Source organism: Mycobacterium sp. 050128, from assembly GCF_036409155.1.
In the GTDB taxonomy this organism is placed as follows: domain Bacteria; phylum Actinomycetota; class Actinomycetes; order Mycobacteriales; family Mycobacteriaceae; genus Mycobacterium.
In genome coordinates, this window is record NZ_JAZGLW010000001.1 from 1,772,486 (window position 1) to 1,796,710 (window position 24,225).

Annotated in this window: 26 protein-coding genes and 1 tRNA gene; 19 read left to right on the plus strand and 8 right to left on the minus strand. The window is 65.2% G+C overall.

The window, feature by feature from the left end; genetic code table 11:
• The first annotated feature begins 11 nt into the window (after nucleotides 1-11).
• Nucleotides 12-566: a putative glycolipid-binding domain-containing protein gene (locus SKC41_RS08560; protein WP_442931671.1), complete on the plus strand. Its 555-nt coding sequence runs from the start codon at nucleotides 12-14 to the stop codon at nucleotides 564-566.
• On the opposite strand, the gene SKC41_RS08565 is transcribed toward SKC41_RS08560, so the two are convergent.
• Nucleotides 529-1,473 (minus strand): prephenate dehydrogenase, encoded by a 945-nt coding sequence (locus SKC41_RS08565; RefSeq protein ID WP_330977237.1) that lies wholly within the window; start codon nucleotides 1,471-1,473, stop codon nucleotides 529-531. The two genes, SKC41_RS08560 and SKC41_RS08565, sit on opposite strands and share 38 nt — an antisense overlap.
• A gap of 130 nt (nucleotides 1,474-1,603) precedes the next feature.
• On the opposite strand from SKC41_RS08565, the gene SKC41_RS08570 reads away from it, so the two are divergent.
• The 3 genes from SKC41_RS08570 to SKC41_RS08580 all read left to right on the plus strand — a co-directional run bounded on the left by SKC41_RS08570 (nucleotide 1,604) and on the right by SKC41_RS08580 (nucleotide 2,809).
• Nucleotides 1,604-2,125, plus strand: a complete 522-nt coding sequence (locus SKC41_RS08570; protein ID WP_330977238.1) for a tRNA adenosine deaminase-associated protein — start codon at nucleotides 1,604-1,606, stop codon at nucleotides 2,123-2,125.
• A 106-nt stretch (nucleotides 2,126-2,231) separates the two neighbouring features.
• A complete protein-coding gene (locus SKC41_RS08575; protein ID WP_330977239.1) occupies nucleotides 2,232-2,690 on the plus strand; it encodes a nucleoside deaminase in 459 nt (152 codons plus the stop codon).
• Between the two features lie 29 nt (nucleotides 2,691-2,719).
• Nucleotides 2,720-2,809 (plus strand) — tRNA-Ser (locus SKC41_RS08580).
• A gap of 716 nt (nucleotides 2,810-3,525) precedes the next feature.
• Here the strand turns inward: SKC41_RS08580 and SKC41_RS08585 are convergent.
• The 3 genes from SKC41_RS08585 to SKC41_RS08595 all read right to left on the minus strand — a co-directional run bounded on the left by SKC41_RS08585 (nucleotide 3,526) and on the right by SKC41_RS08595 (nucleotide 6,338).
• Nucleotides 3,526-4,773: an MCE family protein gene (locus SKC41_RS08585; protein WP_330977240.1), complete on the minus strand. Its 1,248-nt coding sequence runs from the start codon at nucleotides 4,771-4,773 to the stop codon at nucleotides 3,526-3,528.
• A gap of 21 nt (nucleotides 4,774-4,794) precedes the next feature.
• Nucleotides 4,795-5,553 carry an alpha/beta fold hydrolase gene (locus SKC41_RS08590; protein ID WP_330977241.1) on the minus strand — a complete coding sequence of 253 codons (759 nt, stop codon included), beginning with the start codon at nucleotides 5,551-5,553 and terminating at the stop codon, nucleotides 4,795-4,797.
• Nucleotides 5,554-5,708: 155 nt separating this feature from the next.
• Nucleotides 5,709-6,338 carry a TetR/AcrR family transcriptional regulator gene (locus tag SKC41_RS08595; protein ID WP_330977242.1) on the minus strand — a complete coding sequence of 210 codons (630 nt, stop codon included), beginning with the start codon at nucleotides 6,336-6,338 and terminating at the stop codon, nucleotides 5,709-5,711.
• Between the two features lie 242 nt (nucleotides 6,339-6,580).
• On the opposite strand from SKC41_RS08595, the gene SKC41_RS08600 reads away from it, so the two are divergent.
• Entirely contained in the window at nucleotides 6,581-7,654 is a 1,074-nt protein-coding gene (locus tag SKC41_RS08600; RefSeq protein ID WP_330977243.1) for a GGDEF domain-containing protein, read from the plus strand.
• A gap of 1 nt (nucleotide 7,655) precedes the next feature.
• On the opposite strand, the gene SKC41_RS08605 is transcribed toward SKC41_RS08600, so the two are convergent.
• Nucleotides 7,656-8,222 (minus strand): isomerase, encoded by a 567-nt coding sequence (locus tag SKC41_RS08605; RefSeq protein ID WP_330977244.1) that lies wholly within the window; start codon nucleotides 8,220-8,222, stop codon nucleotides 7,656-7,658.
• Between the two features lie 94 nt (nucleotides 8,223-8,316).
• Here SKC41_RS08605 and SKC41_RS08610 point away from each other — a divergent pair, with 94 nt between their 5' ends.
• The 6 genes from SKC41_RS08610 to SKC41_RS08635 all read left to right on the plus strand — a co-directional run bounded on the left by SKC41_RS08610 (nucleotide 8,317) and on the right by SKC41_RS08635 (nucleotide 13,330).
• Complete coding sequence (locus SKC41_RS08610) at nucleotides 8,317-8,958, plus strand: TetR/AcrR family transcriptional regulator (RefSeq protein WP_330977245.1); 642 nt, start codon at nucleotides 8,317-8,319, stop codon at nucleotides 8,956-8,958.
• A 41-nt stretch (nucleotides 8,959-8,999) separates the two neighbouring features.
• Entirely contained in the window at nucleotides 9,000-9,767 is a 768-nt protein-coding gene (locus SKC41_RS08615; RefSeq protein ID WP_330977246.1) for an SDR family NAD(P)-dependent oxidoreductase, read from the plus strand.
• A gap of 66 nt (nucleotides 9,768-9,833) precedes the next feature.
• Nucleotides 9,834-10,220 (plus strand): nuclear transport factor 2 family protein, encoded by a 387-nt coding sequence (locus tag SKC41_RS08620; protein ID WP_442931573.1) that lies wholly within the window; start codon nucleotides 9,834-9,836, stop codon nucleotides 10,218-10,220.
• Complete coding sequence (locus SKC41_RS08625) at nucleotides 10,217-11,059, plus strand: enoyl-CoA hydratase/isomerase family protein (protein WP_330977247.1); 843 nt, start codon at nucleotides 10,217-10,219, stop codon at nucleotides 11,057-11,059. Before SKC41_RS08620 ends, SKC41_RS08625 begins: the two co-directional genes overlap by 4 nt.
• A gap of 21 nt (nucleotides 11,060-11,080) precedes the next feature.
• Nucleotides 11,081-12,184 carry a nitronate monooxygenase gene (locus SKC41_RS08630; protein ID WP_330977248.1) on the plus strand — a complete coding sequence of 368 codons (1,104 nt, stop codon included), beginning with the start codon at nucleotides 11,081-11,083 and terminating at the stop codon, nucleotides 12,182-12,184.
• Between the two features lie 57 nt (nucleotides 12,185-12,241).
• Nucleotides 12,242-13,330: a Rieske 2Fe-2S domain-containing protein gene (locus SKC41_RS08635; RefSeq protein ID WP_330978802.1), complete on the plus strand. Its 1,089-nt coding sequence runs from the start codon at nucleotides 12,242-12,244 to the stop codon at nucleotides 13,328-13,330.
• A gap of 13 nt (nucleotides 13,331-13,343) precedes the next feature.
• Here SKC41_RS08635 and SKC41_RS08640 read toward each other — a convergent pair whose 3' ends face one another.
• Entirely contained in the window at nucleotides 13,344-14,474 is a 1,131-nt protein-coding gene (locus SKC41_RS08640) for a 1,4-beta-xylanase (protein ID WP_330977249.1), read from the minus strand.
• A gap of 95 nt (nucleotides 14,475-14,569) precedes the next feature.
• Nucleotides 14,570-15,109 carry a TM2 domain-containing protein gene (locus tag SKC41_RS08645; RefSeq protein WP_330977250.1) on the minus strand — a complete coding sequence of 180 codons (540 nt, stop codon included), beginning with the start codon at nucleotides 15,107-15,109 and terminating at the stop codon, nucleotides 14,570-14,572.
• Nucleotides 15,110-15,273: 164 nt separating this feature from the next.
• Here SKC41_RS08645 and SKC41_RS08650 point away from each other — a divergent pair, with 164 nt between their 5' ends.
• A complete protein-coding gene (locus tag SKC41_RS08650) occupies nucleotides 15,274-15,606 on the plus strand; it encodes a PE domain-containing protein (RefSeq protein ID WP_330977251.1) in 333 nt (110 codons plus the stop codon).
• Between the two features lie 81 nt (nucleotides 15,607-15,687).
• Nucleotides 15,688-16,074 carry a DUF2237 family protein gene (locus SKC41_RS08655; RefSeq protein WP_330977252.1) on the plus strand — a complete coding sequence of 129 codons (387 nt, stop codon included), beginning with the start codon at nucleotides 15,688-15,690 and terminating at the stop codon, nucleotides 16,072-16,074.
• On the opposite strand, the gene SKC41_RS08660 is transcribed toward SKC41_RS08655, so the two are convergent.
• Nucleotides 16,064-16,963, minus strand: a complete 900-nt coding sequence (locus SKC41_RS08660; protein ID WP_330977253.1) for an IclR family transcriptional regulator — start codon at nucleotides 16,961-16,963, stop codon at nucleotides 16,064-16,066. The two genes, SKC41_RS08655 and SKC41_RS08660, sit on opposite strands and share 11 nt — an antisense overlap.
• Nucleotides 16,964-17,010: 47 nt before the next feature.
• Here SKC41_RS08660 and SKC41_RS08665 point away from each other — a divergent pair, with 47 nt between their 5' ends.
• The 6 genes from SKC41_RS08665 to SKC41_RS08690 all read left to right on the plus strand — a co-directional run bounded on the left by SKC41_RS08665 (nucleotide 17,011) and on the right by SKC41_RS08690 (nucleotide 24,182).
• Entirely contained in the window at nucleotides 17,011-18,279 is a 1,269-nt protein-coding gene (locus SKC41_RS08665) for a sulfotransferase family protein (protein ID WP_330977254.1), read from the plus strand.
• Between the two features lie 9 nt (nucleotides 18,280-18,288).
• On the plus strand, nucleotides 18,289-19,548 hold the full coding sequence (locus tag SKC41_RS08670; RefSeq protein WP_330977255.1) for an MBL fold metallo-hydrolase: 1,260 nt from the start codon (nucleotides 18,289-18,291) through the stop codon (nucleotides 19,546-19,548).
• Between the two features lie 22 nt (nucleotides 19,549-19,570).
• Nucleotides 19,571-20,056, plus strand: a complete 486-nt coding sequence (locus tag SKC41_RS08675) for a VOC family protein (RefSeq protein WP_330977256.1) — start codon at nucleotides 19,571-19,573, stop codon at nucleotides 20,054-20,056.
• Between the two features lies 1 nt (nucleotide 20,057).
• Nucleotides 20,058-21,029 carry an LLM class flavin-dependent oxidoreductase gene (locus SKC41_RS08680; protein ID WP_330977257.1) on the plus strand — a complete coding sequence of 324 codons (972 nt, stop codon included), beginning with the start codon at nucleotides 20,058-20,060 and terminating at the stop codon, nucleotides 21,027-21,029.
• Between the two features lie 274 nt (nucleotides 21,030-21,303).
• The gene (locus SKC41_RS08685; RefSeq protein WP_330977258.1) at nucleotides 21,304-22,683 is read left to right on the plus strand and encodes an aminotransferase class III-fold pyridoxal phosphate-dependent enzyme; all 1,380 of its coding nucleotides are present in this window, start codon (nucleotides 21,304-21,306) and stop codon (nucleotides 22,681-22,683) included.
• Nucleotides 22,680-24,182: a pyridoxal phosphate-dependent decarboxylase family protein gene (locus SKC41_RS08690; RefSeq protein WP_330977259.1), complete on the plus strand. Its 1,503-nt coding sequence runs from the start codon at nucleotides 22,680-22,682 to the stop codon at nucleotides 24,180-24,182. Before SKC41_RS08685 ends, SKC41_RS08690 begins: the two co-directional genes overlap by 4 nt.
• Nucleotides 24,183-24,225 lie beyond the last annotated feature (43 nt).

The window sequence follows — 24,225 nt, forward strand, 5'->3', positions numbered from 1 at the left end:
TCTGGCCCGCGATGCTGACCTGGCGCGCACCGGACATCTCTCGGATGGAATCGGTGCGAGTGCAGGTGTCCGGCAAACGGATTAGAGCGGCCGGCCGCATCGTGGCCGCGGCTACCGCGACAAACCCGGCATTCGGCGCTTTCTACGAAGTGCAGACCGACGAGAGCGGAGCTACCAAGCGGTTCGGGCTGACGATCACCCTCGCCGAGCGGGAACGCCAGCTCGCCATCGCGCGGGATGAAGAGAACATGTGGATGATCACCGACCACCAGGGCGACCGGCGCGCGGGATACAACGGCGCACTCGACGTCGACGTCGTATTCAGCCCGTTCTTCAATGCGCTGCCCATCCGGCGGCTGGGGCTCCACGAGCGGGCCGAGACCATCACGCTGCCGATGGTCTACGTCAACGTGCCCGACATGACCGTCACCGCGGCCATGGTGAGCTACACCGGCGAGGGCAGCCCCGAGGGGATCAAGCTGCGTTCACCGGTCGCCGACACCACGGTGAGCGTCGACGCCGACGGGTTCATCGTGGACTATCCCGGATTGGCAGAGCGGATCTGATCACTCCGCCCGCCCGGCCGGCGGCGGCGAGCTCCTCGCGCCAGCCGTCGGCGCCGATCGTGACGGTGAAAATGTCTGAGCGCGGAAAGCGGTCGTAGCGCGTTCGCGCGGCATGGCCCGCCTCCACGAGTTCGGCCACCGAGTTGTCCCAATCCAACGAGTCCCGGGCGCGGCTGAGCAGGTCCATCACCCGGTCGACCGCCGTGAGCAGATGGGCCGTGTTGCTTTCGCACATCGCGCGCACCAGGTCCGGGGCGCTGCCCGCCACCCGGGTGCCGTCCCGGAAGGACCCGGCGGCCAGCGCGAAGGCCAGCGGCACCTCGGCGGCCGTCACGGCCAGCGCCTCGGCGAGCAGGTGCGGCAGATGCGAGATGGCGGCCGCCGCGGCGTCATGCTCGTCGGATCTGGCCGGCACCACCACCGCACCGCAATCCAGCGCCAGCGTCATCACCATCCACCAGACCACCGGGTCCACGTGGTCGTCGACGCTGAGGACCCACGGTGCCGCCGTGAACAACCCGGCATGGCCGGCCGCCCAACCCGAGCTCTCGGTGCCCGTCATCGGGTGACCGCCGACGAAGCGCTCCTGCAGACCGGCCGCGACCACCTCGTCGAGGACCGCCGCTTTGACGCTGGTGACGTCCGTGAGAGGGCATTTCGGGGCGAAATCGCTGACGTGGGCGAGCATCGCCGGCAGGGCGGGCATCGGCACGGCCAGCACGATCAGGGCGCCGGTATCGGCGGCGCGCGTCAACGTTTCGGCGAGCTCGGTCGATGCGGCGAAGCCGTCGGCGAGTGCGCCGCGCGCCCCCTCTACCGAACGGTTGTAGCCGAACACTTCGCGGCCCGCCGCCGCACCCGCGCGCATGACCGAACCGCCGATAAGTCCCAACCCGAGGACACACACTGGGGTCCTCGTCGCCGTCCACGACACAGAACTAGGTTGGCACAGTGGGTCGACAGCGGCGGCTGGAGGTCCCCTCGCTGGTTCGGGCTGTCTGGTCAAGCCGCCTGGTCAGCGACTAGCGTAGGCGCCCATGGGACGAGAGCGGGCCGCGACGCAAGGCCCGTCCGTGGATACACCGGACGGCTTTGGCATCGCCGTTGTGCGCGAAGAGGGCCAATGGCGGTGTTCTGTGATGGCTCCCAATTCGCTGACGAGTCTGGCGGCCGCCGAGACAGAGCTGCGTGAACTGCGCAGCGCGGGAGCGGTCTTTGGGCTTCTCGACGTCGACGACGAGTTCTTCGTCATCGTGCGCCCCGCGCCGTCTGGAACTCGGTTGTTGTTGTCGGATGCCACGGCCGCATTGGATTACGACATTGCCGCCGAAGTTCTGGACAAGCTGGACGCCGACATCGATCCCGAGGACCTCGAGGACTCGGAACCGTTCGAAGAAGGCGATCTCGGGCTGCTGTCCGATATCGGTCTGCCCGAGGCGGTTCTGGGCGTCATCCTCGACGAGTCCGACCTGTATGCCGACGAGCAATTGGGCCGCATCGCTCGCGAGATGGGCTTTGCCGACCAGCTGTCGGCGGTGATCGACCGCCTCGGTCGGTGATCGCGAGCGCGGCCGTGGCGATCGCAAGCGCGGCGGAGCCGGGCGACGCGGGTCGCCACGAATGACGGAGCCGGGCGAAGCGGGTCGCCGCCATCAGACTGGGTCGGTGATCGCGGACGAAGATCTGATCCGTGCCGCGCTGGCGGCCGCCGCGACGGCGGGCCCCCGTGATGTGCCGATCGGTGCAGTGGTCGTCGCCGCCGACGGGACCGAACTCGCCCGCGCGGTGAATGCCCGTGAGGCCCTTGGTGATCCGACCGCGCACGCGGAAGTCTTGGCGATCCGCGCGGCGGCCATCGTGCTGGGTGATGGGTGGCGGCTGGAGGGAGCGACTCTGGCGGTCACCGTCGAACCCTGCACGATGTGCGCGGGCGCGCTGGTGCTGGCGCGTGTTGGGCGGCTGGTGTTCGGCGCGTGGGAACCCAAGACCGGTGCGGTCGGATCGCTGTGGGACGTAGTCCGCGACCGCCGGCTCAATCACCGCCCGCAGGTGCGTGGCGGTGTGCTCGCCGCGGAGTGCGCCGCGCCACTGGAGGAGTTCTTCGCCCGCCAGCGATTGGGGTGAGCGGCTCCTCGTTCTGTAAGCTGCTCGGCGGTGGCGTGTCCGAGCGGCCTAAGGAGCACGCCTCGAAAGCGTGTGACGGCTAAAACCGTCCGAGGGTTCAAATCCCTCCGCCACCGCCAAATTGTATTTGTTCGACCCCCCGCGAACGAAAGTTCGCTGGGGTTCTTTCGTGGTCGTCGCGTATGACGCGCGGATTAAGTCAATTCAGATCGGCCCGGAAGACCGTCACACGGACCACGACGTTCGAGTGAAAGTCGACAAAGCCTCTGACGCGCACTCCGTCTGGAACGGGCACTACGTTATCGACCCTGATTGGGGCTAACCCCATGAACGGAACACCGTTGTTGTCAACCTCGGTCGCCGATGCAAGGACCGGGTCCAACGGACCTACCAACAGTGGTACGACCAGATCGAACGGGCCGTGTAGCGGCGGGGTGTCAGCCGTATTGACCTTTTGCGGAAGAGGACCACCCATTGGTTGCTCCTTTGTTTGTGAAGCGCGTGGTCTTGGTTGCGGTCTTATCATCCGTCTACGTTCGGCGTGCGGCTTGAGTAGTGGACTACTCGAATCCTCATGCGCGACGGGTAATCGCATGCACTGGCGACACGACATAGGTGTGTGGTGATTGCGCAGCCGTTGTTTGTGCGACGCGGATGCTCCGGAGGCTGCCCGGTGACTAACCTCGTAGAACCCGCGCCACCGCGTCCCACACGGCAGGGTTGCAATGTTTAGCAACAGCGCCGCCAAAGCGTTCCGCGGGCAACCGCAACTTCGTAGTTCGCGTAACCCGGCATCTCGGTCGGTGCGCCGGTTGGATCCGAACGAAGGCGGCGTCTATCCGCCGCCCTCCGCCGGTGCCGTCGCTGGTGGCGGCCCGGGCCGGGGGTCGTATCCTGGCGGCGGCCCGGGCAGCGGCAGCGCGTTGGGATCGACCCACGGTGGCCTTACCGGGTCATGCAAGGGATCGAGGGTGTAGTTCATCCGATAGGGATCTCCGGGCTCTGGCGGTATCGGCATGTCTGGCTGGCCCCAGTGGGTCCCTAACATCAGTCCCCGCTTGAGTCGTGGGATGGACAGGTCCAGTTCGGCACTGATGTTGAAGTAGTCGCCGCGAACCGCTCGGTCGACGAAGTTCTGGTTGAACGGGAACACGAAAATGCCCGCGATCGCCATACCGAACTCCGGTCCGACATCGGCGAGCGCCTTGATGGTCGGTTCCAAATTCTTGAGGTTCTTGACCAGATCGTCCTGAGCGTCGTTGACCAGCCGGGTGGCGGTGTTGCTGAACGCGTGCAGATGATCGAGCGCCTCCGTCAGCCGCGGGCGTTCCTTGATCAACACATCCAGCGCCGAGGGAATCGTGCGCAGCGCCTCGGACAAAATGTTGCGTTGGTCGGCGAAGGTGCCCGACAGCCGGTTCAACGCGTAAAGAGACTCAACGATGTTGTCCCGCTGCTGATCCAGTGTCCCGACGATCGTGTCTAGGCGAGTTATCAGATCACGCACGGCGCCCTCCTGTCCGGATAGGGCGGTGGAGAAGTTGTGGATGACCTCCCCGATCTGTCCCAGTCCGCCGCCGTTGACGACCGCGCCCAGCGACGACAACGTCTGCTCGGTCGACGGATACGCCGTCGACCGGCTCAGCGGGATGGTGGCGCCTGGCTGTAGCCGTCCGCCTCCCTGCTGTCCTGGCGGAATACTGAGCGCCACATGCATCGAACCCAGCAGACTGGTCTGCCCGACGGTGGCCACCACATTGGCCGGAACCACCACATCGCGCTTGACCGAGATCTCGACGTCGGCATGCCAACCCTGCACCCGCATCTCACCGACACTGCCCACGACCACGTCGTCGACCATCACCGGCGAATTCGACTCCATCGTCCCAACATTCGGCAACTCGACGTGATAGACGTTGGCCCCCGGCCCACGCCCGACCGCACCGGGCAACGGCAGCGAATTCAGGCTATGGAAGGCACATCCCGACACCGACAACGCCACACAACAACCGACGACGAGCACCCGTCGCACCACAATCCGGCCGACACGCTCGGCGCTCGACGGCGAGACCAACAGTGGCATCGACACTCCTTTCGAGCGCGACTACGGCGGGGTTAGCGGAGCGACCGGTCTGGTGGTGGTCGCGTGCACGAGCAGTTCGGCGAGCTCGGCAGGCCTGCTCAAGAAGGGAGAATGCGAGGAGTCGATCGTGAGCGGGTCAACACCAAGACGGGTGGCTACGACATCGGAGAGCCACCGTGGTTTCGAACGGTCCTGTAGACAGCGGATGTAGCTGCGTGGCAGGTCGGCTGCCCAGAAATTGGGTACTGATACGGGCGTGGTCGTCGTGTCGCCGAACCGCTCCGGGCACAAACGCGCGAAGGCCCATCGTGCGGTTTGCTCGTCGCAGTCGTGGTAGAAGTATTGCCACGCGCCTTCGAAGGTGGCGAAGCTCATGGCGCCGTCGTCGCCAAAATGCAAGTGGCCCAACATGTCTCCGACATCGGCATCAAACGAACCGTCTTCGGAGTTGCGCATCGCCATTGCCTCGGGATAGGTGCGGCCCTCACGCGGCAGCGCGGCTGCCAAGTAAATGGTGTGGGCGACAAGGTCACTGGCTGCATCCGCGGCCAAGGTGATGTCGAAACCACCTCCGGAGTGGCCGACCAGGACATCTCCCGGCCGTAGGACGGCGACGATGGCGGCGCGCCGGTTGGCGAGCGTGGATTCCTCCCGGAGGCGCGTGCCGTGGCCGGGAATGTCGACCGCTACCGCGTCGTGCCCGAGGCGGTTCAGTTCGGGGATGGTCCGCTCCCAGCACCATGCGGCGTGAAAGCCGCCGTGCACGAGGACGAAGCGCATAGACGGTTCCTTCCGGCCTAGGCGTGCCGAGACCGAAGCGGTCGGCGCTTGGCTATCGCCATGAGTCCAGACGCTAACACGATTTCTACAAATGTAGATACAAATTCCTACGTCTGTAGAAACTGCGCGCGCAGGTCGGCGCCGATCGGTCCGATCTAGGGTTTGTGAACGTGATGGGTGGCGGCGACGCCGGCGACCAGCGCGTGCAGTTGCTGGGTGAGTTCGGCCGCGCTATCGACCCCGGGATGTCCGAACACCTGCCGGACGATCACGCCGTTGATGAAGGTTGTGATCGCACGGGCCTGCTTCTCCACGAGGGCGCGATCAACAAGGCCGGGCTGCAGTTGGGTGACCGCCTGTTCGCTCAACGTTACGAAGCCCGCAATCGCGTCCTCGATGGCACCCTGCAGAACCTCGTCTCGGTGCGCATGCAAGGCCAACTCGTAGCGGGCCCGCGAGCGATCCAGGCCGGGTCCGGTCGACGACCGCATCACCATGTCGGCGAGCACCGACAAAGTCGTGGCGTTCGTTGTGGCCTCCGACGGAGTGCACCGTCGCATCACGGCTTCGAAATCGACGGCATCCAGCTCAGCCACCCGCTCGGCAGTGGCGCGGAGCAACGCCGAACGGGTGCGAAAATACGATGACGTCGTGCCGTCAGGCAGCCCCGCTTGCTGCTCTACTTTGCGGTGAGTGAGCCCCTTGGCACCTTCGTCGGCAAGGATTTGGATCGCTGCATCACACAGAATGCGGCGACGTCCTTCGACATCAGCTTTCCGCTTCATAGCAACGCGGGCAGTCTAACTCAGGTCAGCTGGGGCCTAGCGGGAAATCGCAGGTGTTGCCATCGCCAGGAACCTTCGACAGCCGTGTCGAACAGCTGCCGCGTTGCACCTGCGTCGCCTGTCCCGACTTTCTCGGCGATTCGAGGCATTTGTAACCCGCGATCCTATTTACTGTGACCCAACTCACTCTGCGGCAGCGGCCGCGTAGTTCGTGGGGCAAGTGAGTGCGGGAGGACGCGACGATGGCGTGGCTGGCGACGTGGTGGGGGCAGGACCACCATTTCGACTGGCTGACAGGCTATTTGCAGGCGCACGGGCTGGGCTCGAGCACCCGCAAGCTGTTGGCTGGGGTGGCGGCCTCGTTGGTGCTCGTGCCGGCCAACGTCTGGTTGGATCCGACGTTGCCGCTGCGGCCGGTGGCGCTGGCGTATTCGGTGCTGGCTGCCGTGGCCGGGCTGAGGATGGCGGTGCTGTGGTTACGCGGGTGGCCGACCCGACGACAATCCCTTTTCTTCATTCTGACCGGCAGTGTGATCATCGGCCTCGGCTGCTTGTGGCAACCCCAGCCGCTGGTCGGGCTGATGGCATGCTCGGCCATGGCGGTTACCGGCGGTTACCTCGCGTTCTTCCACACCGCCAAGTACATGACCCTGAATTTTGGCCTGGCCTGCGCAATTGCGATCGTGCAAGCGGCGCGCCTGGCTGCCGCGGGGCAACCGATGCTGGCCTTCACCGGCTGCTTCCTGGTACTCGAACTCAACGCGGTCGTCCCGCTGGCCATCCAGATCGTCGTACGCGCACTCTGGGTGGATCTGCTGCGCGCTAACCGCGATCCGTTGACCGGCCTGCTGAATCGGCGCGCCTGCGATCGGGCCATTGTAGGGCGGATGCTCGTCGGCGCCAACCACATGTTTTTGATGGTGGCGATGATCGACCTGGACCGGTTCAAAAGCCTCAACGACACCCACGGACACGCCGCGGGCGACGCAGCGCTCGTCGCGGTCGCCGGCGCATTGAGCGCCGCCTGCAGCGACACCGCCATCGTCGGTCGCGTCGGTGGTGAGGAATTCTTGATCGCCGAAATCGTGACACCAGAACAGCGGCCCGGGTGGGGCCTGGACCTCTGTGACGCCGTGGCCGCAGTCAACGCCTCCGTGACCGCGAGCGTCGGAATCGCCGCGATGGCGCTGCGCGGCATGGTCACCGACCATGCCGACGAAGCGTTTCGCCAAGTGGTCGCCCATGCCGACAACGCCATGTATGAAGCCAAACGACGTGGGGGAAATCAAACCCGCCATCACGAGGTTGCGGTCTGAGTCAGCGGCGAAAGCGCTTGGCGACCAGCTTGGTGAATTCGACCGCCGAGCGGCGGACGGATTCGAGTTCCAGTGACACCAACAGCGTGTCCACCATTGCGAACGGCAGCGTGGTGGCCACCGCCCCGCGGCCGTACTCGATGTGCCACGAGCCGGGGTGAATGGTCAGCCCCCGCGCGCGGCCCCGCTCCAGGCAGGTGCTTTCACCGGGCAACAGCGTCATGGGTTTCGTGTCGTCCGACTCGAGATCGTAAGAATCGATTCGCCCGGCCATCAGGAACTTGTGGATGTCCACATGCTTGTAGCGCCCCGAAAAGCCTTGTGTTCCAGTGGGGGAACCGAAAATCACGATGTACTCACGGGGGCTGAAGTAGAGAAAAAGAACCTTGCCGAGGATCCCGCCGGCCTTGCTGCCCACCCATCGGCCCGGGGTCGGATCGACCAGATCAGGATATTGGTCCGCAAGCAATTCGATTGCCCGCGTGACCAACTCGCCGTCGTCCAGCGACAGGCCGACGACTTGCTTAGCGATCGTGTGCAGCGAATCCGGGTCGATTTTGTAGGCCATCAGTAGGTTCCGTCCGACGCTGAGTGCACGCCGCGAAACTAGCAGCGCCGGGTTCCACGTGTCTGCCTTTTGATCGGCTGGGTATGGTTCGACGATGACGCCGAGCGGTGCAGCGCGAGAGCGGCGGGGCACGTCGGCCATCCGAGCCGACGAGTCCGACGCGACGCGTGGGCGCCCGCGCGACATGCAGCGTCGCGCCGCGGTCATCTCCGCCACCCGGGAACTGTTGATCGCCAACGGCTACGAAGAAATCACCTTGGCCGGCGTCGCGCGTCATGCCGGGGTGTCGCGGCCGTTCGTCTACGAACACTGGGGCAGCAAGTTCGCGCTGGTCGAGGACGCCATCTTTTCCGTCCCGGGCGAATATCCCGCGATCGATGAACTCCCGTTCGCCGATGCATTGACCAGCCTGATCACCGGCATGGTGCGCGTCCAGTCCGATCCTGCCTACTTGGCGGGCATGCCGGGAGTCGCGACGGTGCTCTACAGCCGGCCCGACTTGGTCGAACAGGTCGAGGCGCGCTACATGGCGCCGATCCGGGCACTGTGGGTCCGACTGATCGAACGCGGAAAGGCCGAGGGTCTGGTCCGGTCGGAGGTCGACGGCAGTGCGCTGATGGACACCATGCGGGGTGCGGTCACGCTGCACACTTCGGTGAACAAGGCGCTGGGTGAGGCCGAGCTGATTGCGCACCTGAGGTCGTTAATCCTGCACGGGATCAGCGTCGGAGAATGACCCTCGTCCAGTTTTCTTACACCATGTAAGGTAATGGCGTCATGAAATCGCTGCACGCACTCTTCGACCTCACCGGTCGCACCGCCATCGTCACCGGGGGCACCCGAGGCATCGGGCTGGCGATCGCCGAGGGGTTGATCGAGTGCGGGGCGAATGTGGTTGTCGCCAGCCGAAAGGCCGATGCCTGCGCGGCGGCCGCCGACAAGCTGCAGGCCCTTGGCGGCGGTCGCGCCGTCGGTGTGCCCACGCATCTGGGGAACCTGGATGCCATCGACGGTCTTGTCAATGCCGCCGTCGCGGAGTTCGGCGGCATCGACATGGTGGTCAACAACGCCGCCAATGCCCTCTCGCTGCCGCTGGGCGAGTTCACCGCGGAAGCGTGGTCGAAGTCGTTCTCCGTCAACCTGCAAGGTCCGGTCTTCCTGGTGCAGGCGGCGTTACCGCACCTACGCAAAAGCGAGCACGCGTCGATCCTGAACGTCGTCTCCGCCGGCGCCTTCATCTATTCGCCTGCGACGTCGATGTATTCGGCGGCGAAGGCCGCGATGGTGTCGTTCACGCGGTCCATGGCTGCGGAGTTCGCGTCACAGGGGATTCGAGTCAACGCCCTGGCGCCCGGTTCGGTCGATACCGACATGGCGCGGGCCAACCCGCCGGAGTTCATCGAGGTGATGAAGTCGGCCGCGCTGCTGAAGCGGATGGCCGAGGCCACCGAAATGGTTCCTCCCGCACTGCTTTTGCTTTCCGACGCGGGAAGTTTCATCACCGGGCAGACCATCATCGCCGACGGCGGCATGGTGGCCAGGTAGGAGGCGACCATCACCGACACCGACAGCGCGACGCGCGAAGCCAACAAGCAAACGCTTGGGCGGGCGATGGCCGGCATCAGCGCGCTCGACCTCGACGCGGTCCTCGCCGAACTTCACGACGATGTCCGATTCGAATTGCCTTACGAGGACGCGGTTCCCGACTCCGGCCAAGACGGCATTCGTGAGCTGCTCGGGTCCATGTTCGGAATGTTCGAGAAGTTCACGATCACGCTGACCGACATCTACGACCTGCTCGACCCGGACATGTTGGTGGCGCGCTATCGGGGTGACGCCCTGGGTCGGGACAAGCCCGTCGTCTACCAGAACGACTACATCGGCGTGTTCGAGTTTCGCGACGGCAAGATCACGCTATGGCGCGAGTTCGACAATCCCATGGTGTCGGCAGCGATGGTCGCGGGGTTCGCCGCCAACTCCTCCGGGGCCGGCTCATGAGCGCCGCGATCTCCGTCGAGCGCCTTGACGACGGTGCGATCGCCATCGTGACAATCAACCGCCCGCAACGCCGAAATGCGTTGGACTCACAGACTCTCGTCGACATGCATCGGCTGCTGGACGGACTGAACGGCGATCCCGGGCTGCGTGCAATCGTGATGACCGGCGCGGGTGTCTCGTTCTGCTCCGGTGCCGACCTGAAATCGCAGCCCGACGATCTGTCCGACAGCGCCGGCGTCCCGTATGCCGAGCTCCGCTCGGCGGCCGCCTCGACCGTCGCCGTCACGATGGCTGCACAAGAACTGATGGCCTCGGCCTTCGAGAAGATCCACCGGCTGCGGGTACCCGTCATCGCCGCGGTCAACGGATTCGCGTTGGGCGGCGGCTTCGCGTTGGCGTTGGCTTGCGATATCCGGTATGCCGCCGAATCGGCGACCTTTGGTGCGGTTTTCATCCGGCACGGGGTGTCGGCATGCGACATGGGCACCAGCTACTTCCTGCCGCGCTTAGTCGGAGCGTCGCGGGCCGCCGAATTGATGCTCACCGGGCGTGTTTTCGGCGCGGCCGAAGCGATGACCATCGGATTGGTGCTCGAGGTGGTCGACGCCGCGAGCCTGCTCGACACCGCAATCGCCAAAGCCCGTGAGATAGCGCAGAACTCGCCGTTGGCGGTCTGGATGACCAAAGAAACGATGTGGCAGACCATCGACTCGCCGAGTCTGCGCCACGCGCTCGACCTCGAAAACCGGACACAGGTGATGTGCACGGGCACAGGGGATCTGGCCAACTCGTTCGCCGCCTTCCGCGACGACGGGACCGCTCGTTGGAATCCACTGTGACTCAGAGAGGCGACTGAAAGTATGGCGAATTCCCTGTGTGAGCGCCTCGGTATCGAGTTCCCGCTCTTCGCGTTCTCGCACTGCCGCGACGTGGTCGCCGAGGTCAGCAAGGCCGGCGGATATGGGGTGCTGGGCGCGCTGGCCTACAACGCCGAGCGCCTCGAGGTCGAGCTGTCCTGGATCGACGAGCACGTCGGCGGCCGGCCGTACGGGGTGGATTTCGCGATGCCGGAAAAGTTCGTCGGCAAGGGCGAGCCCTTCAGCCTTGATGCGCTGCGCGAGCTCATTCCGGCCAGCCACACCGAACACATGGAGAAAGTGCTCGCCAACCACGGCGTGCCGCCGCTGCCGGAGGACGCCGAGCGGCGGGTGATCGCCGCCGGCCTCGGAGTCGAGGCCGAAGGGCCGGGTCAGGTAGAGGTCGCGCTGCGACACCCGGTGTCGATGATCGTCAACGCGCTGGGGCCGCCACCGGCCTACGCCATCACGGCCGCACACGAAAAGGGCGTCCTGGTAGGCGCGTTGAGTGGTTCGCCACGTCATGCTCGGCGCAACGTCGATGCGGGAGTCGACGTGATCATCGCCCAGGGCGGCGAGGCCGGGGGACACACCGGCGAGATCGCCACGATGGTGCTGGTGCCCGCGGTCGTCGATGAGGTCGGGCCGGACATCCCCGTGTTGGCCGCCGGCGGCATCGGTAACGGCCGGCAGATGGCGGCCGCGATGGCTCTCGGCGCACAAGGGGCTTGGACCGGATCGCTGTGGCTGACGGTCGCCGAAGCCGCGACGGAGCCGTGGGTCGTCGAGAACCTGTTGAAGGCCGGGTACTCCGACACGGTCCGCTCGCGCGCGATGACCGGTAAGCCGGCCCGCCAGATCCGCACCGAATGGACCGCGGCCTGGGAAGGCCCCGACAATCCTGAGCCGCTGCCAATGCCGTTGCAGGGCATCGTGTATGCGGACGCATCCGCACGGTTCATGCGGGCGCGCTCGAGCGCCTTGTCCGGTTCCCCGGTGGGGCAGATCGTCGGGTCGATTAACAAGGTGCGGCGCTCGCGCGACGTGGTTCTCGACATCGTCGAGGAGTACCTCGCCACGGTGCGGCGACTGGCAGAAGACGGCTGAGGAGGAATCGCAGTGGTTAGCAACGACGACGTCCGGGACATCGACACCGGCGTACCCATGATGCGCTTCGCCCGCGGCTGGCACTGCATCGGCCTGGCCGACAACTTCCGCGACGGAAAACCCCACGCGATCAACGCATTCGGGACCCGTCTGGTGGTGTTCACCGACTCGGCGGGCGAGGTACACGTACTCGACGCGTACTGCCGCCACATGGGCGGTGACCTGTCCCAAGGGACCATCAAGGGTGATTCGGTGGCCTGCCCGTTTCACGACTGGCGCTGGCAGGGCTCGACCGGACGCTGCTCTTTGGTGCCCTACGCCAAGCGCACTCCTCGATTGGCGCGAACACGGCGTTGGCCGACCGGAGAGGTCAATGGCCAACTGCTCGTCTGGCACGACCCCGAGGGGTCGACTCCTGCCCCCGAGATCTTCCCGCCGACGATCGACGGGTACACCGAAGGGCAGTGGTCCCCATGGTCGTGGAACTCCATCCTCATCGAGGGCTCACACTGCCGCGAGATCGTCGACAACAACGTCGACATGGCTCACTTCTTCTACATCCACCACGCGTACCCGACGTTCTTCAAGAACATCATCGAAGGCCACACGGCGACCCAGATCATGGAGTCCAAGGCCCGGCCCGATACCACCAATAACTACGAGAAGCTCTGGGAGGGAACGAAACTTCGCTCCGAGGCAACGTATTTCGGCCCCGCCTACATGATTAACTGGCTCCACAACGACGTGGCGCCGGACTTCACGATCGAAGTCGCGCTGATCAACTGCCACTACCCGGTCACGCACAACTCATTCGTGCTGCAGTGGGGGGTGGCCGTTCAGGAACTACCCGGCCTGCCGGCGGACAAGGCGGCCAAGCTCGCCGCCGCGATGAGTCGATCGTTCGGCGAGGGCTTCCTGGAAGACGTCGAGATCTGGAAGCACAAGACACGCATCGAGAATCCACTGCTTACCGAGGAGGACGGCGCGGTGTATCAGCACCGGCGCTGGTATGAGCAGTTCTATGTTGATGCTGCCGATGTCACCGCGGAGATGACCGACCGCTTCGAAATCGAGGTAGACACCAACCACGCCAACAAGTTTTGGCAGCGCGAGGTGGCGGAGAACCTCGCGGCGGCCGTGCGGTAAGAGCGAGTTCGGGTTAGCCCAGCCCGCCGGTCAGTCCCCGAGCTGCCTGCAATTCGCTCACCCGGTATGGCCGTCCGTCGGGTAGCAGCAGGTCGTGGAACCACAGTTTCGGCGGTGCCGGGTAGGGGTGATTCCATGAGTCCCACGGAAAATAGGTCTGGGTCTTCCCCGCCACCAAGCCCCAGTTGAACGCACCGACGTTGTGTCGCTTGGCAATTGGCAGGATCGTTTCGAGGGTGCTGCCTTGGGACCGAGCCATGTACTCGGTGCACAGGATCGGTCGCCCCAGCGGCGCCAGCTCGTTGACCTTTGACTCGAACTCGGCCGGCTTGCCGTAGTTGTGGAAGGTGATCACGTCGGCGTTGTCGAGTTGGATGGCGCTGATCGCGCTGCGGCTTCCCGGGTCTCCCCACGATCCCTGCCACACACCGCTGGTCAACGGTTGCGCAGGATCCACCGCCCGCGCCCACCGGAACACCTGAGGAAGCAGGTCGGCCACCCGCTGCAGCTTGTCTGCGCGCTCGACCTTGCGGTACTCCTTTGCGGGATTGTCGGGTTCGTTCCACAGGTCCCACCCCAAAACCCGGTCGTCATTGCGGAACTGACTCAGCACTCCCGTGACGTAGTCCTGCATGACCGGTACGTAGCGGGGATCGCCGAGGCGCTCGGCGCCCGGGCTCTGCACCCAGCCGGAGTTGTGCACCCCCGGTACCGGCGCGTGCTGCGGGCCGGCCTTGGGCAGCGGGTCCCAACAGGAGTCGAACAAGACGAACAGCGGCTTGATGCCATGGCGCGACGCGATTCCGACAAACTGGCCCAGACGGCTTTGGAAGCCCGGGCGGTCCGTCGCCCACAACTGATCGTGAAGGAAGACCCGCATGGTGTTGAAGCCGAGCGTGCGGGCCACGCCCAGCTCGCCGTCAATGCGTTGTGGGTCAAACGTTCCCGGCTGAAACATCTCCAGCTGATTGATCGCGGTCGACGGGATGTAGTTCGCGCCGACAAGCCAACCTTGTGCGCGATACCAGGCGTTGGCGCGGTCCGGCGACCACCGGGCTGCCTCGGCAAAAGCACGCGGCGCTTGGGTCAGCGCCGCACCCGCTGCCAGCATAAGAGGCAACTTCAGGGCCGTTCGGCGGTTCACGAAGTGACACTAGATTTCCCTTGTCGCACAGGCGGTTCGACGCGCCGATCGCAACGAATCGAGATGGGAATTGTGACCTGATCGTGATCTGCGACCTAGCGAAGCTTGCGGCCGTAGTTGTCTTTGACAGTGCCGGTGAACATCATGATCGCGTCGACGATGGCCCAGACGACGCTGCCGAGCAGGACCGGCAATGCGATCAGGCAGAACAGGCTGAAGACGAGTCCGACGAGGCCGAGTATCAGCTGCGCTACCGCGATCTGGGTCGAGTCGATATAGAAGCGTCCAGCGCCGAACACCCCGAAGAAAAGCTGCAACAACCCCGCCGTGGTACCTGACTTGTCGGACAGCGGAACGCCCGTGGCCGGATCGCGCCCGAACGGCGCTTGGGGATCGACCGACGGGTACCCGCCATAGCCGGGATATGGCTGCGGAGGTGGGAAGCCGGGTGGGGGGTGGCCGGGCCGCGGTGGCGGGTAACCGGGCAGCGGTGGTACGTAGCCGGGTTGTGGGGGGTAACCCGGGTAGCCCGACTGCGGTGGCATCGGTGGGCCCGGCGGCGGCACGTAACCGGGCGGCTGCCAACCCTCGGGCGACGGGCCGGCGGGAAATCCGGGCGGGTTGGGCGTCGACATCGCCTGAGTTAACCCCGCCGCGGCGGGTGAGTCCATTCGCCGCGGCGGGCGCCCGGAAACTCGGCAAGCAAATATCTGACCTAGCACTACTTTTGCATCTACAAATAATTGCCTAGTGCTACTATCGCAGTCAACATCATTTTGCTGACCCGGGGAGTGCGCCGATGCGGTCCATGTCCTTCGACCCGGCGGTGGCCGTCGTGGGCACTCAGATCGTCGGCAGCGCAACGCAGGCACTTGCGACCAGTGCCGCGGCGGGGCCGTCGGTGGCCGCGCTGGCTCCCGCCGGCGCCGAAGAGGTCTCGGCCCGGGCGGCCGCGGCGTTCGGGGCGGAGGCCACCCAGATGCTGGCTCTGCTCAACGCGGCGCACACGGAACTGGTGCGGACAGGCAACGCGCTGGTCGACATTGCCCGGATCTACGCAGACACCGACGCCGTCGCGGCTCGCCGGCTGAGCCACATCCGCACCGAGGTCGGCTTCCGGCTAGCCGGGTAGCACGAGCACTACGGCAAATTCGCAGGACACAGTCGGTGCTGTCTCTTCTAAGTTCGGCCCCGACGGCGCGATACTAACCAGATGTCCGATCTCAACGTGCTCGGCGGCCCGCTGCAGCCATGTGGCACCGAGCCGCTCACCGGCTTTTACCGGGACGGCTGCTGCTCGAGCGGAGCCGAGGATGTCGGCCGCCACACCATCTGCGCGGTGATGACCGCCGATTTTCTTGAGCACCAACGTTCCATCGGCAATGATTTGCTGACGCCGGTTCCCGAGTACCGCTTTCCTGGCCTGCTGCCGGGTGACCGCTGGTGTGTGACCGCCCTGAATTGGCTTCGGGCTCACCGCGATGGATGCGCCGCGCCGGTCGTGTTGGCCTGCACCCACGAACGCACGCTCGAGGTCGTGCCCCTCGAGGCGCTACTGGAGCATCAAGTCGACGTCCCCGACGACTTGGCTAACTTATAGGGCTCGCGATCTGCGGTTCGATCCGCCGGGCCGCGGCGCACACCTGCTCACCGAGCCGCGTGACGTCGGCCGCGGTCAGGTCGGTGAAGGGTGCGGCGCTGATCGACATCGTGACCACCCCGTCGTCGTCGAAGATCGGGGCGGAAATAGTGGCGATACTGTGCGCCTCGTTCTCGGTGAGCTCGGCGTCCAGCACGTCGATCACCGTGAGGTCGGCGAACGCCCGTGCGAGGTGTGCGGTGATGGCGTCGGGTTCACCGTCGCCGCGCAGTGCCCGCAGTGCCGTATACACCTGAAGATATTCGCGGCTGAGCCGTTCGACGGTGTATCCGCGTCGCCGAATGTCGCTGAGCACCAGAGTGATTCGCCGGGACAGCGCGGTGGATGGCCTGCCCATACCCTGCAGCCAGGCGCGCTGTGCGGGGGCCGGGCTCCAGGCGACGTAGTCGCGACCGAACGGCGCGACCAGCGGCATGCGCAGTCCGCGGTCGATGCGCATCCCGGACGAGGATTCGCCGGCGCTATCCGTCACGACGATGGCGTTGCCCTCGCGGCGAGCCAGAAATGCTTGTGCCGCTGTCGATTCGGCAAGCTGCTGCAAGACTGGACGAAAGACCCGGTCGCCGGCCGGCTTCGCCAGCGCCGCAATGCCCGGCCCCCAGGAGTAAGCAGCCGTGTCGATGTCACGCACCACCCAGCGATGGGCGGCCAGCGTCGTCAGGATTGCGTGCCCGGTAGCGCGGCTGATGCCCAGCTCGCGGGTGATCTCCGCGAGGGAGAACGCTCGCGTGGGTTGGGTCCCGAGCAGCCGCATGACCGCGACCACGCGATCGGTCGGTGGCGAAGCGGGTTGACGAGGCGTCCGTTCCGCGTCTACCGTCCGTGTCATATTTCGAATGATACGTCGAATATTCGACACCGCGAGGAGGCGGTCGCATGGGCTCTGCGGGCCCCGACATCGCTGACTTCGATTTCGACGATCTGACATCGCCGCAGCTGACCGATGTCCAGCGTCAGATTCTGGAATTCACCGAGGCCAAACAGATCGAATTCGACGTCGACCGGATGTTCGCGGAGGCCGTCGAGCAAGCCGACGCCGACGATCTGGGCGACACGGACGGTTTCGGTGACCGCCTGGCCGCGCACGTCGCGGCGATCGAAGCCGACGACGGCCTGCGGCAGCTCACCCGGTCGACGTTGCGGCAGCGCGTGGTCCGGCTGCTGCGCAACCGCCTATCACTCACCGAGCTCATCAAGCGCTATCCCGAGATCGAATCCATGCCGATCGACAGGCCTTTCATCGTTGTCGGGATGCCGCGCTCCGGCACCACCCACCTGGTGAATCTCATTGCCGCAGATCCGCGCCGGCGTGCCTTGCCGTATTGGGAGAGCCAGGAGCCGATCCCCGTGCGTGGTGAGGGCCCCGACATTTTCGGCGTCGACCCGCGCTATGCGCGCGCCAAGGCCGAACACGACGCCCTGATGGTCAGCGCGCCCGTGGTGGCCGCCATGCACGACCGGTTCCCCGAGGCGATCGAGGAGGAGGTCGAGCTCCTCGATCTGGACCTGGCGAGCTACGTCCTGGAATGGCATGCCCGCGTGCCGGATTGGCGCGACTTCTACCTCGCGCTCGACCAGACCCGGCACTACGCGTATCTGAAGAAGGTATTGCAGGCGCTGACGTTTCTGCGCGGCCCGCAGACCTGGATCCTCAAGAGTCCCCAGCATTGCGAGCAACTCGGCCCGCTGATGGCGACCTTTCCCGATGCGACGGTCGCGTTCACGCACCGCGATCCCGTCGCAGTCGTGCAGTCGGCGATCACGATGATGGCCTACTCGGATCGGCTGCGCCGCAAGAGTATCGATCCTGGGTGGCTTCTCGACTACTGGACTGATCGGGTGCACCGACTGCTGAGCGCGTGTGTCCGCGACCGCGACCTGGTGTCGTCCGACCGCAGCATCGACGTCAATTTCCACCAGCTCAATGGCACTGAATTGCCGGTGCTCGACGAGCTTTACCGCCGTGCTGGGGTCGAACTGACACCGAAGGTGCGCAGGCGATTTCAGCAGTATCTCGACGGCAACCCGCGCGGCAAGCACGGGCGAATCCGCTACGACCTGCAACGGCACTTCGGCGTCTCGGCCGACGAACTGCGTGGGCGGTTCGACTTCTACTTCGACCGATTCGACGTCCGCCCCGAATGAGGAGCATCGATGAGCGCCCAAGACTTTGAACCGGTCTACCGCAGCAGACCCGGCGCCGATGGGCTGCGGCCCGCGGCCGCCGAACAGGCTGAACAGATCGCCGAGGGACTCTGGTGCTCGCCCGGCCTGTCGAACGCGTACCTGCTGACCACCGGCGACGGTCGGGTGATCGTCAACACCGGCATGGGATTCGAGGGACCGGTGCATCGGGCCAACTTCGACGCTGTCGATTCCTCACCGGTGCGCTACGTCATCTTCACCCAGGGCCACGTGGACCACGTCGGCGGCCTGGACAGCGTTCGTGATCCCGACACAACCGTTGTCGCCCAGGCGAACTGGACCCAGTGGCGAGACGACAACGAGCGCCTTATCCGGTACCGCGCGAGCCGCAGCGCGTTCGCCTTCTCCGACACGTTGGCGACGGGAATCCAGGCCATCCAGCGCCGTCTCGGTACCACCCGGCTACCCGCCCAGAGCATCCCCACCGTCGACCTCGACTTCGAAGACGCGCTCACCCTCGACGTCGGCGGACGACGACTGGAGCTGATCTCCGTCCCCGGTGGCGAGACCACCGACTCGTTGGTCATCTGGCTGCCCAACGAGCGAATATGTCTGTGCGGAAATACCTTTGGCCCGATCTTCGGTCACATTCCCAACCTGGTCACGATCCGCGGCGACCGCTACCGGGACGCCCTGACCGCGATCGCATCGGTCGAGCGGGTGCGCGACCTACAGCCAGAACTGCTGGTGACCGGCCACTTCGAACCGATCGCGGGCGCGGACCGCATCCATCACGAGCTCAGTCGCCTGCGCAATGCCATCGAGTACATCCACGACCAGACGGTGGCCGGTATGAACGCCGGAAAAGATGTCCAGACCCTGATGCGCGAGATCACCTTGCCCGCGGAATACGAAGTGGGCCAAGGCTATGGAAAAGTCTCCTGGGATGTGCGGGCGGTGTGGGAGAACTACTCCGGCTGGTTCCATCACCGGTCCACCACCGAGCTGTATCCCGTCGGGTTCGACGCCGTCGGTGCCGACGTGGTGGAACTGGCCGGCGCCGATGCGCTGGTCGGCCGAGCACGAGCACACCTCACCGAAAGCCGGCCCTTGCATGCCATCCACCTTGCCGAGCTCGTCACCACGACGGAGCCCGATCACCCGGGGGCACGCGAAGTGCTGCGGGATGCGCATGAAAGTCTGCTGAGCAGTACCACCAACTTCTGGGAACGGGCCTGGCTCTCGCGGCAAATAGCGAGCAACTCGTGACGGCACGGGAAGGGACATCACTATGACATTTGTGTTGCAGCCCAAGGATTTCTATCACACCGGCATCGTGGTGCCCGACCTCGACGCCGCAATGGCCCGCCTCACCGCACTAGTCGGCTACCGGTGGATCACCCCGCTTCGCTATACGCTGCCCTTCCGCACCACCGCCGGCGTTCGCGACCTGACCTCGACGATCGTCTACTCCGTGCAGAGCCCACACATCGAACTGGTCCAGGAGGTTCCCGGAACTCCGTGGACCGCCGCACCGGGCAACTCGGTGCACCACATCGGCTATTTCACCGACAACCTCGCCGAGACCGCGCGCGCGTTGGAGGACAACGGCTTCACCTTCGAAATGACCGGAGAATTACCGGACGTCGAGTTCGGGATGTTCGCCTACTACATCGACGCGTTCGGCACCCGCATCGAGATCGTCGACCGCGCGCTGTTTCCCGACTTCACCGCGTTCGTGGAGTCCATCGCCGCGCCGGGCCCAACCGGAGCCTGACATGGTATTGACAGTGCTGCGCTTCAATTTCGCGTCGCCGCAAGGAGAACCGCGCACCCAGAGCAAGCTCTTGTCCGCCGCGCTCGAATTGGCGCAATGGGGTGAGTCGCACGGCATAACGTCGGTCAGCGTCGACGAGCACCACGCCACCGGCCACGGCTGGAGCTGCAACCCGATCATGGCTGCGGCCATGTTTCTGGCGCGCACCTCGACGATGATTGCCAGCGTGGACTGCGCGCTGGGGCCGTTGTGGAACCCGGTCCGGCTCGCCGAAGACATTGCGCTCGTCGACAACATGAGCCGTGGCCGGCTGCACACCACAGTGGGCCTGGGCTACCGCACCGTCGAATACGACTCACTCGGAATGGATTTCAGTCAGCGGGGCGCGCTGATGGACGTCCTGGTCGAACGCATGTTGTCGGTCTGGTCGGGTGTCGGGGCGGACGCGGGAATTTGCGCCGGTACCTGGAGCCGGCCGCATCCGCCGCTGTACGTCGGTGGCGGTGCCCGCGCCACCGCCCGGCGGGCCGCGCGATTCGGGCTGCCGCTCAGCCTGGCCGACCATCTGCCCGAGATCGCCACCTATTACCGCGAACTGTGCGCCGGTGCAGGCATCAAGCCGCTCATCCTGATGCCCGGTCCCATCAACCGCGGAATGATCTACCTGCACGAGGATCCCGACCGGGCATGGGCCGAGCTCGGGGAGCACATCCTTTGGGAGGCGGTCACTTACGGGCAATGGTCAACCGACCAACGATCCCTGATGCACCTGCCCGGCGTCCGGACCCTGGACGAGGTCCGAGCATCCGGGCGATACCGCTTCCTGACTCCAGACGAGCTGGTCGCCGAAATCCGCGGCAGCGACGACTTCGGACCCCTGGTGCTGCACCCGCTGGTGGGCGGCATGCCCGTCGACGAAGCATGGAAGTCGGTCCAGCTGCTGACCGATACCGTGTTGCCCGCGCTGCAATGAGGCTCAGATCCCGCAGCATCCGGCCATTCGCCCACGAGCCCGTGCACCCATTGCATGAACGCCGGTGCAACAGGTTGTTAAATTGCCGCCGAATGTCACAAACCGCTCGTGCAAAACGAATTTCTGGCTATTTTGAGCTGGCGAACGTCGACTGACGCGACCGTTTCTTGAGCGTGGCATCCGGTCTAGTCAGCGACCTTTGTGGTGCAAGTTCGCATGTACAGCAACAGGATTCGGTATAGCAGACCCATAGGCACCACGAAAGGGATCGTCGATGACCGATAGCGCATTGTCGTCCGGGCATCGTCTGCACGAGTCTGGTGCCAGTTCCAACTCGCGGCGTATCCCTATCACACCCGTCGAGGCACAGGGCGCGCGCGTTCGCGATATCTCGGGCCGGTGGTATCTGGACTGTCTGTGCGCCGCAGGCTCGATGTCACTGGGGTGGAACCACCCCGTCGTGACCCAGGCGTTGCGGCGAACACTGGATTCCGGCACACCGCTGTTGACGCTGGACTTCCATCATCCCCTGCGCGATGCGTTCGTCGAAGACCTGCTGGCTACTCTGCCGCCGGGCCTGGCCGACGACTGCGTAGTTCATCTCTGCTCGCCGAGCGGAGCTAACGCCGTGGAGGCTGCGCTGATGTTGGCTGAGATCGCGACCGGTGGTCACGAACACATAGGCATGCAAGGCGGGTTTCACGGGTGCAGCAGGGCCGCTCGTGCCCTCAGTTCGGGAGGCGGGCTGCGCCGCCAGCCAGTCACGTTGTCTACTGCCGCCCACTTCCTGCCCTACCCCCAGGAGTACCGCTGTCCGTTCGATCTCGGCGGACAGGCCGGGACCGACTTGGCGATCAGTGCCGTGGAGCGCCTCTTTGCCAGCCGGCATAGTGGCCTGCGCGCTCCCGCATCGTTGCTGACCGAATTCGTGCTCGGCGAGGGCGGTGTAATTCCGGCCGTGCCCGCCTGGGCGCAGGCGTTGCGGCGTGCAGCGACGGCCAACCAGATCCCGCTCATCGCGGACGAGGTGCAGGCCGGCACATACCGGACGGGCCGGCCGTGGGCCTTCGAACACTGCGATGTCGAGCCCGACATGATCGCGATCTCCAAGGGATTAGGCTCGGGAATCCCCATTGCGGTATTGGTGATCCGGCGCCGATTTGACGTCTGGGGCGCGGGCGCGTTCACGGGGACGTTCCGCGGCAATGCGCTCGGGTTCGCCGCGGCGAGCGCGGTGCTGCGATATGCGGCTCAAGCCGGCATCGCCGCGCACGTCACCGAGATGGGCGTTCGCCTGAGCGAGGGGCTGTGCGCTATCGCCGCGCAGGCCACCACCGCCGGCGACGTGCGCGTCATCGGTCTGATGGCCGGCGTGGAGATCATTGACCCAATGGCCGGTTGTGACCAGCGGGGCGTCGGCCAGCCGGCTCCGGGGCTGGCGACCGAGATCCAAAAAGCTTGCCTGGCAGCCGGACTCATCGTCGAAGTTGGTGGTGAATACGACAACGTGGTCCGATTCATGCCGCCATTGACCATCACCGACCGCGAGATCGACGACATTCTCGAACGATTCCACACGGCCATGGACCACGTGGAGCATCTGGTACGCACCGGCCAAGAATGGCCGGGTGCGGTGCCGGAGTATTCCGCATGAGCGGCGACACCGCCTTCGAGAGTGAGTTTCTCACTTTCGCGGGAGCTCAGCATTACCTGGAAGCGGTCAATGAGGCGGCGGGCCATGTTGCGGCCGGCTGTTTGCGCCCCGCCCGGCCCGGGTTCATCCAGGGAGCCGCGGCGCTGCGGGAAACTTTGGCAGCCTTCCGAGTGGTGCCGCGGACCGGTCTCGGCCTGTCGGCTGTGCTGGAGGAGACGGCGGCACTCGTCGCGCCGCACTCGACCGCGGTATCCAATCCGAATTACGTCGCACACTTACATTGCCCACCGGCCATCGCGAGTCTTGCCGCAGAGACAATGCTGTGCGCGCTGAACCAATCGATGGACTCATTCGACCAGGGTCCGGCCGCCGCGGTGATCGAACAATTCGTGATCGACTGGTTGTGTGAGGTCTTCGATCTCGCAGACGGCGACGGCGTCTTCACCAGTGGGGGAACGCAATCCAACGTGCAGGCCCTGATGCTGGCACGCGATAATTTCGCGGCCCGGACCCTGGGAGTCGATATCGCCGCGGACGGTCTGCCGCCCGATGCGCGTCGGTGGCGCATCGTCTGCACCGACGACGCGCACTTTTCGGTGCTGACCGCCGCCCGGCTGCTGGGCCTCGGCAAGGCGGCAATTCTTCCCGCCGGTACCGACGCCTGCGGCCGCCTGGACGCCAGCTCGTTGAGGGAGCTGCTGCACGCTTCTCGATTGCGCGACGAGCAAGTCATCGCGGTGGTGCTGTCCGCGGGCACGACTAATCGGGGGGCTATCGACCCGCTTGCCGACGCCATTGAAATTGCTGCGGTGCAGGGTATTTGGGCTCACGTCGATGCTGCCGCCGCCGGCTGCCTGATGTTGAGCGAACGGCACCGCAACCTGCTCGACGGCATTAGCGCGGCGAATTCGATTAGCGTCGATTTCCACAAGCTGCTGTTCCAGACGATCAGTTGTGCCGCTCTCCTGGTGCGGCAACGACACGACCTGGACGTCATGCGCAGTCACTCCGACTACCTCAACCCCGCCGACGACGACGACGGAGACATCCTGAACCACGTCGGCAAGTCGCTGCAGACCACCCGCCGATTTGATGCGCTCAAAGTTCTTGTCACGGTGCGGTCATTGGGGCTCGACACCGTCGCCACGATGATTGACCGCACTGTCGAGGCCGCCCGTGCCGCGGGCGATGCGGTGGCCGCTCATCTTCATCTCGACTTGATCAGTCCGTGCACGACTAACACCGTCATCCTGCGCTGGGCGGGGCCAGACACCTCCGCCGTCGAGCGAGACCACGTCAACATCGCCATCCGCCAGCACCTGGTGGACACCGATCAGGCCCTGATCGGGCGGACCCGAGTCGCCGGTGCCACCGCGCTCAAGCTCACGTTCGTCAATCCGGTATGCACACCTGACCGTGCCCGAGATCTCGTGCAGCGCATCGCCGACTGCGGCAACACCATCGCCACGGCAGGGGCGACACAGCTCAACCGGGTCTAGTTTGAGTTCTGATTCGAGGACCTGACGTCGCATTCCTCATTCC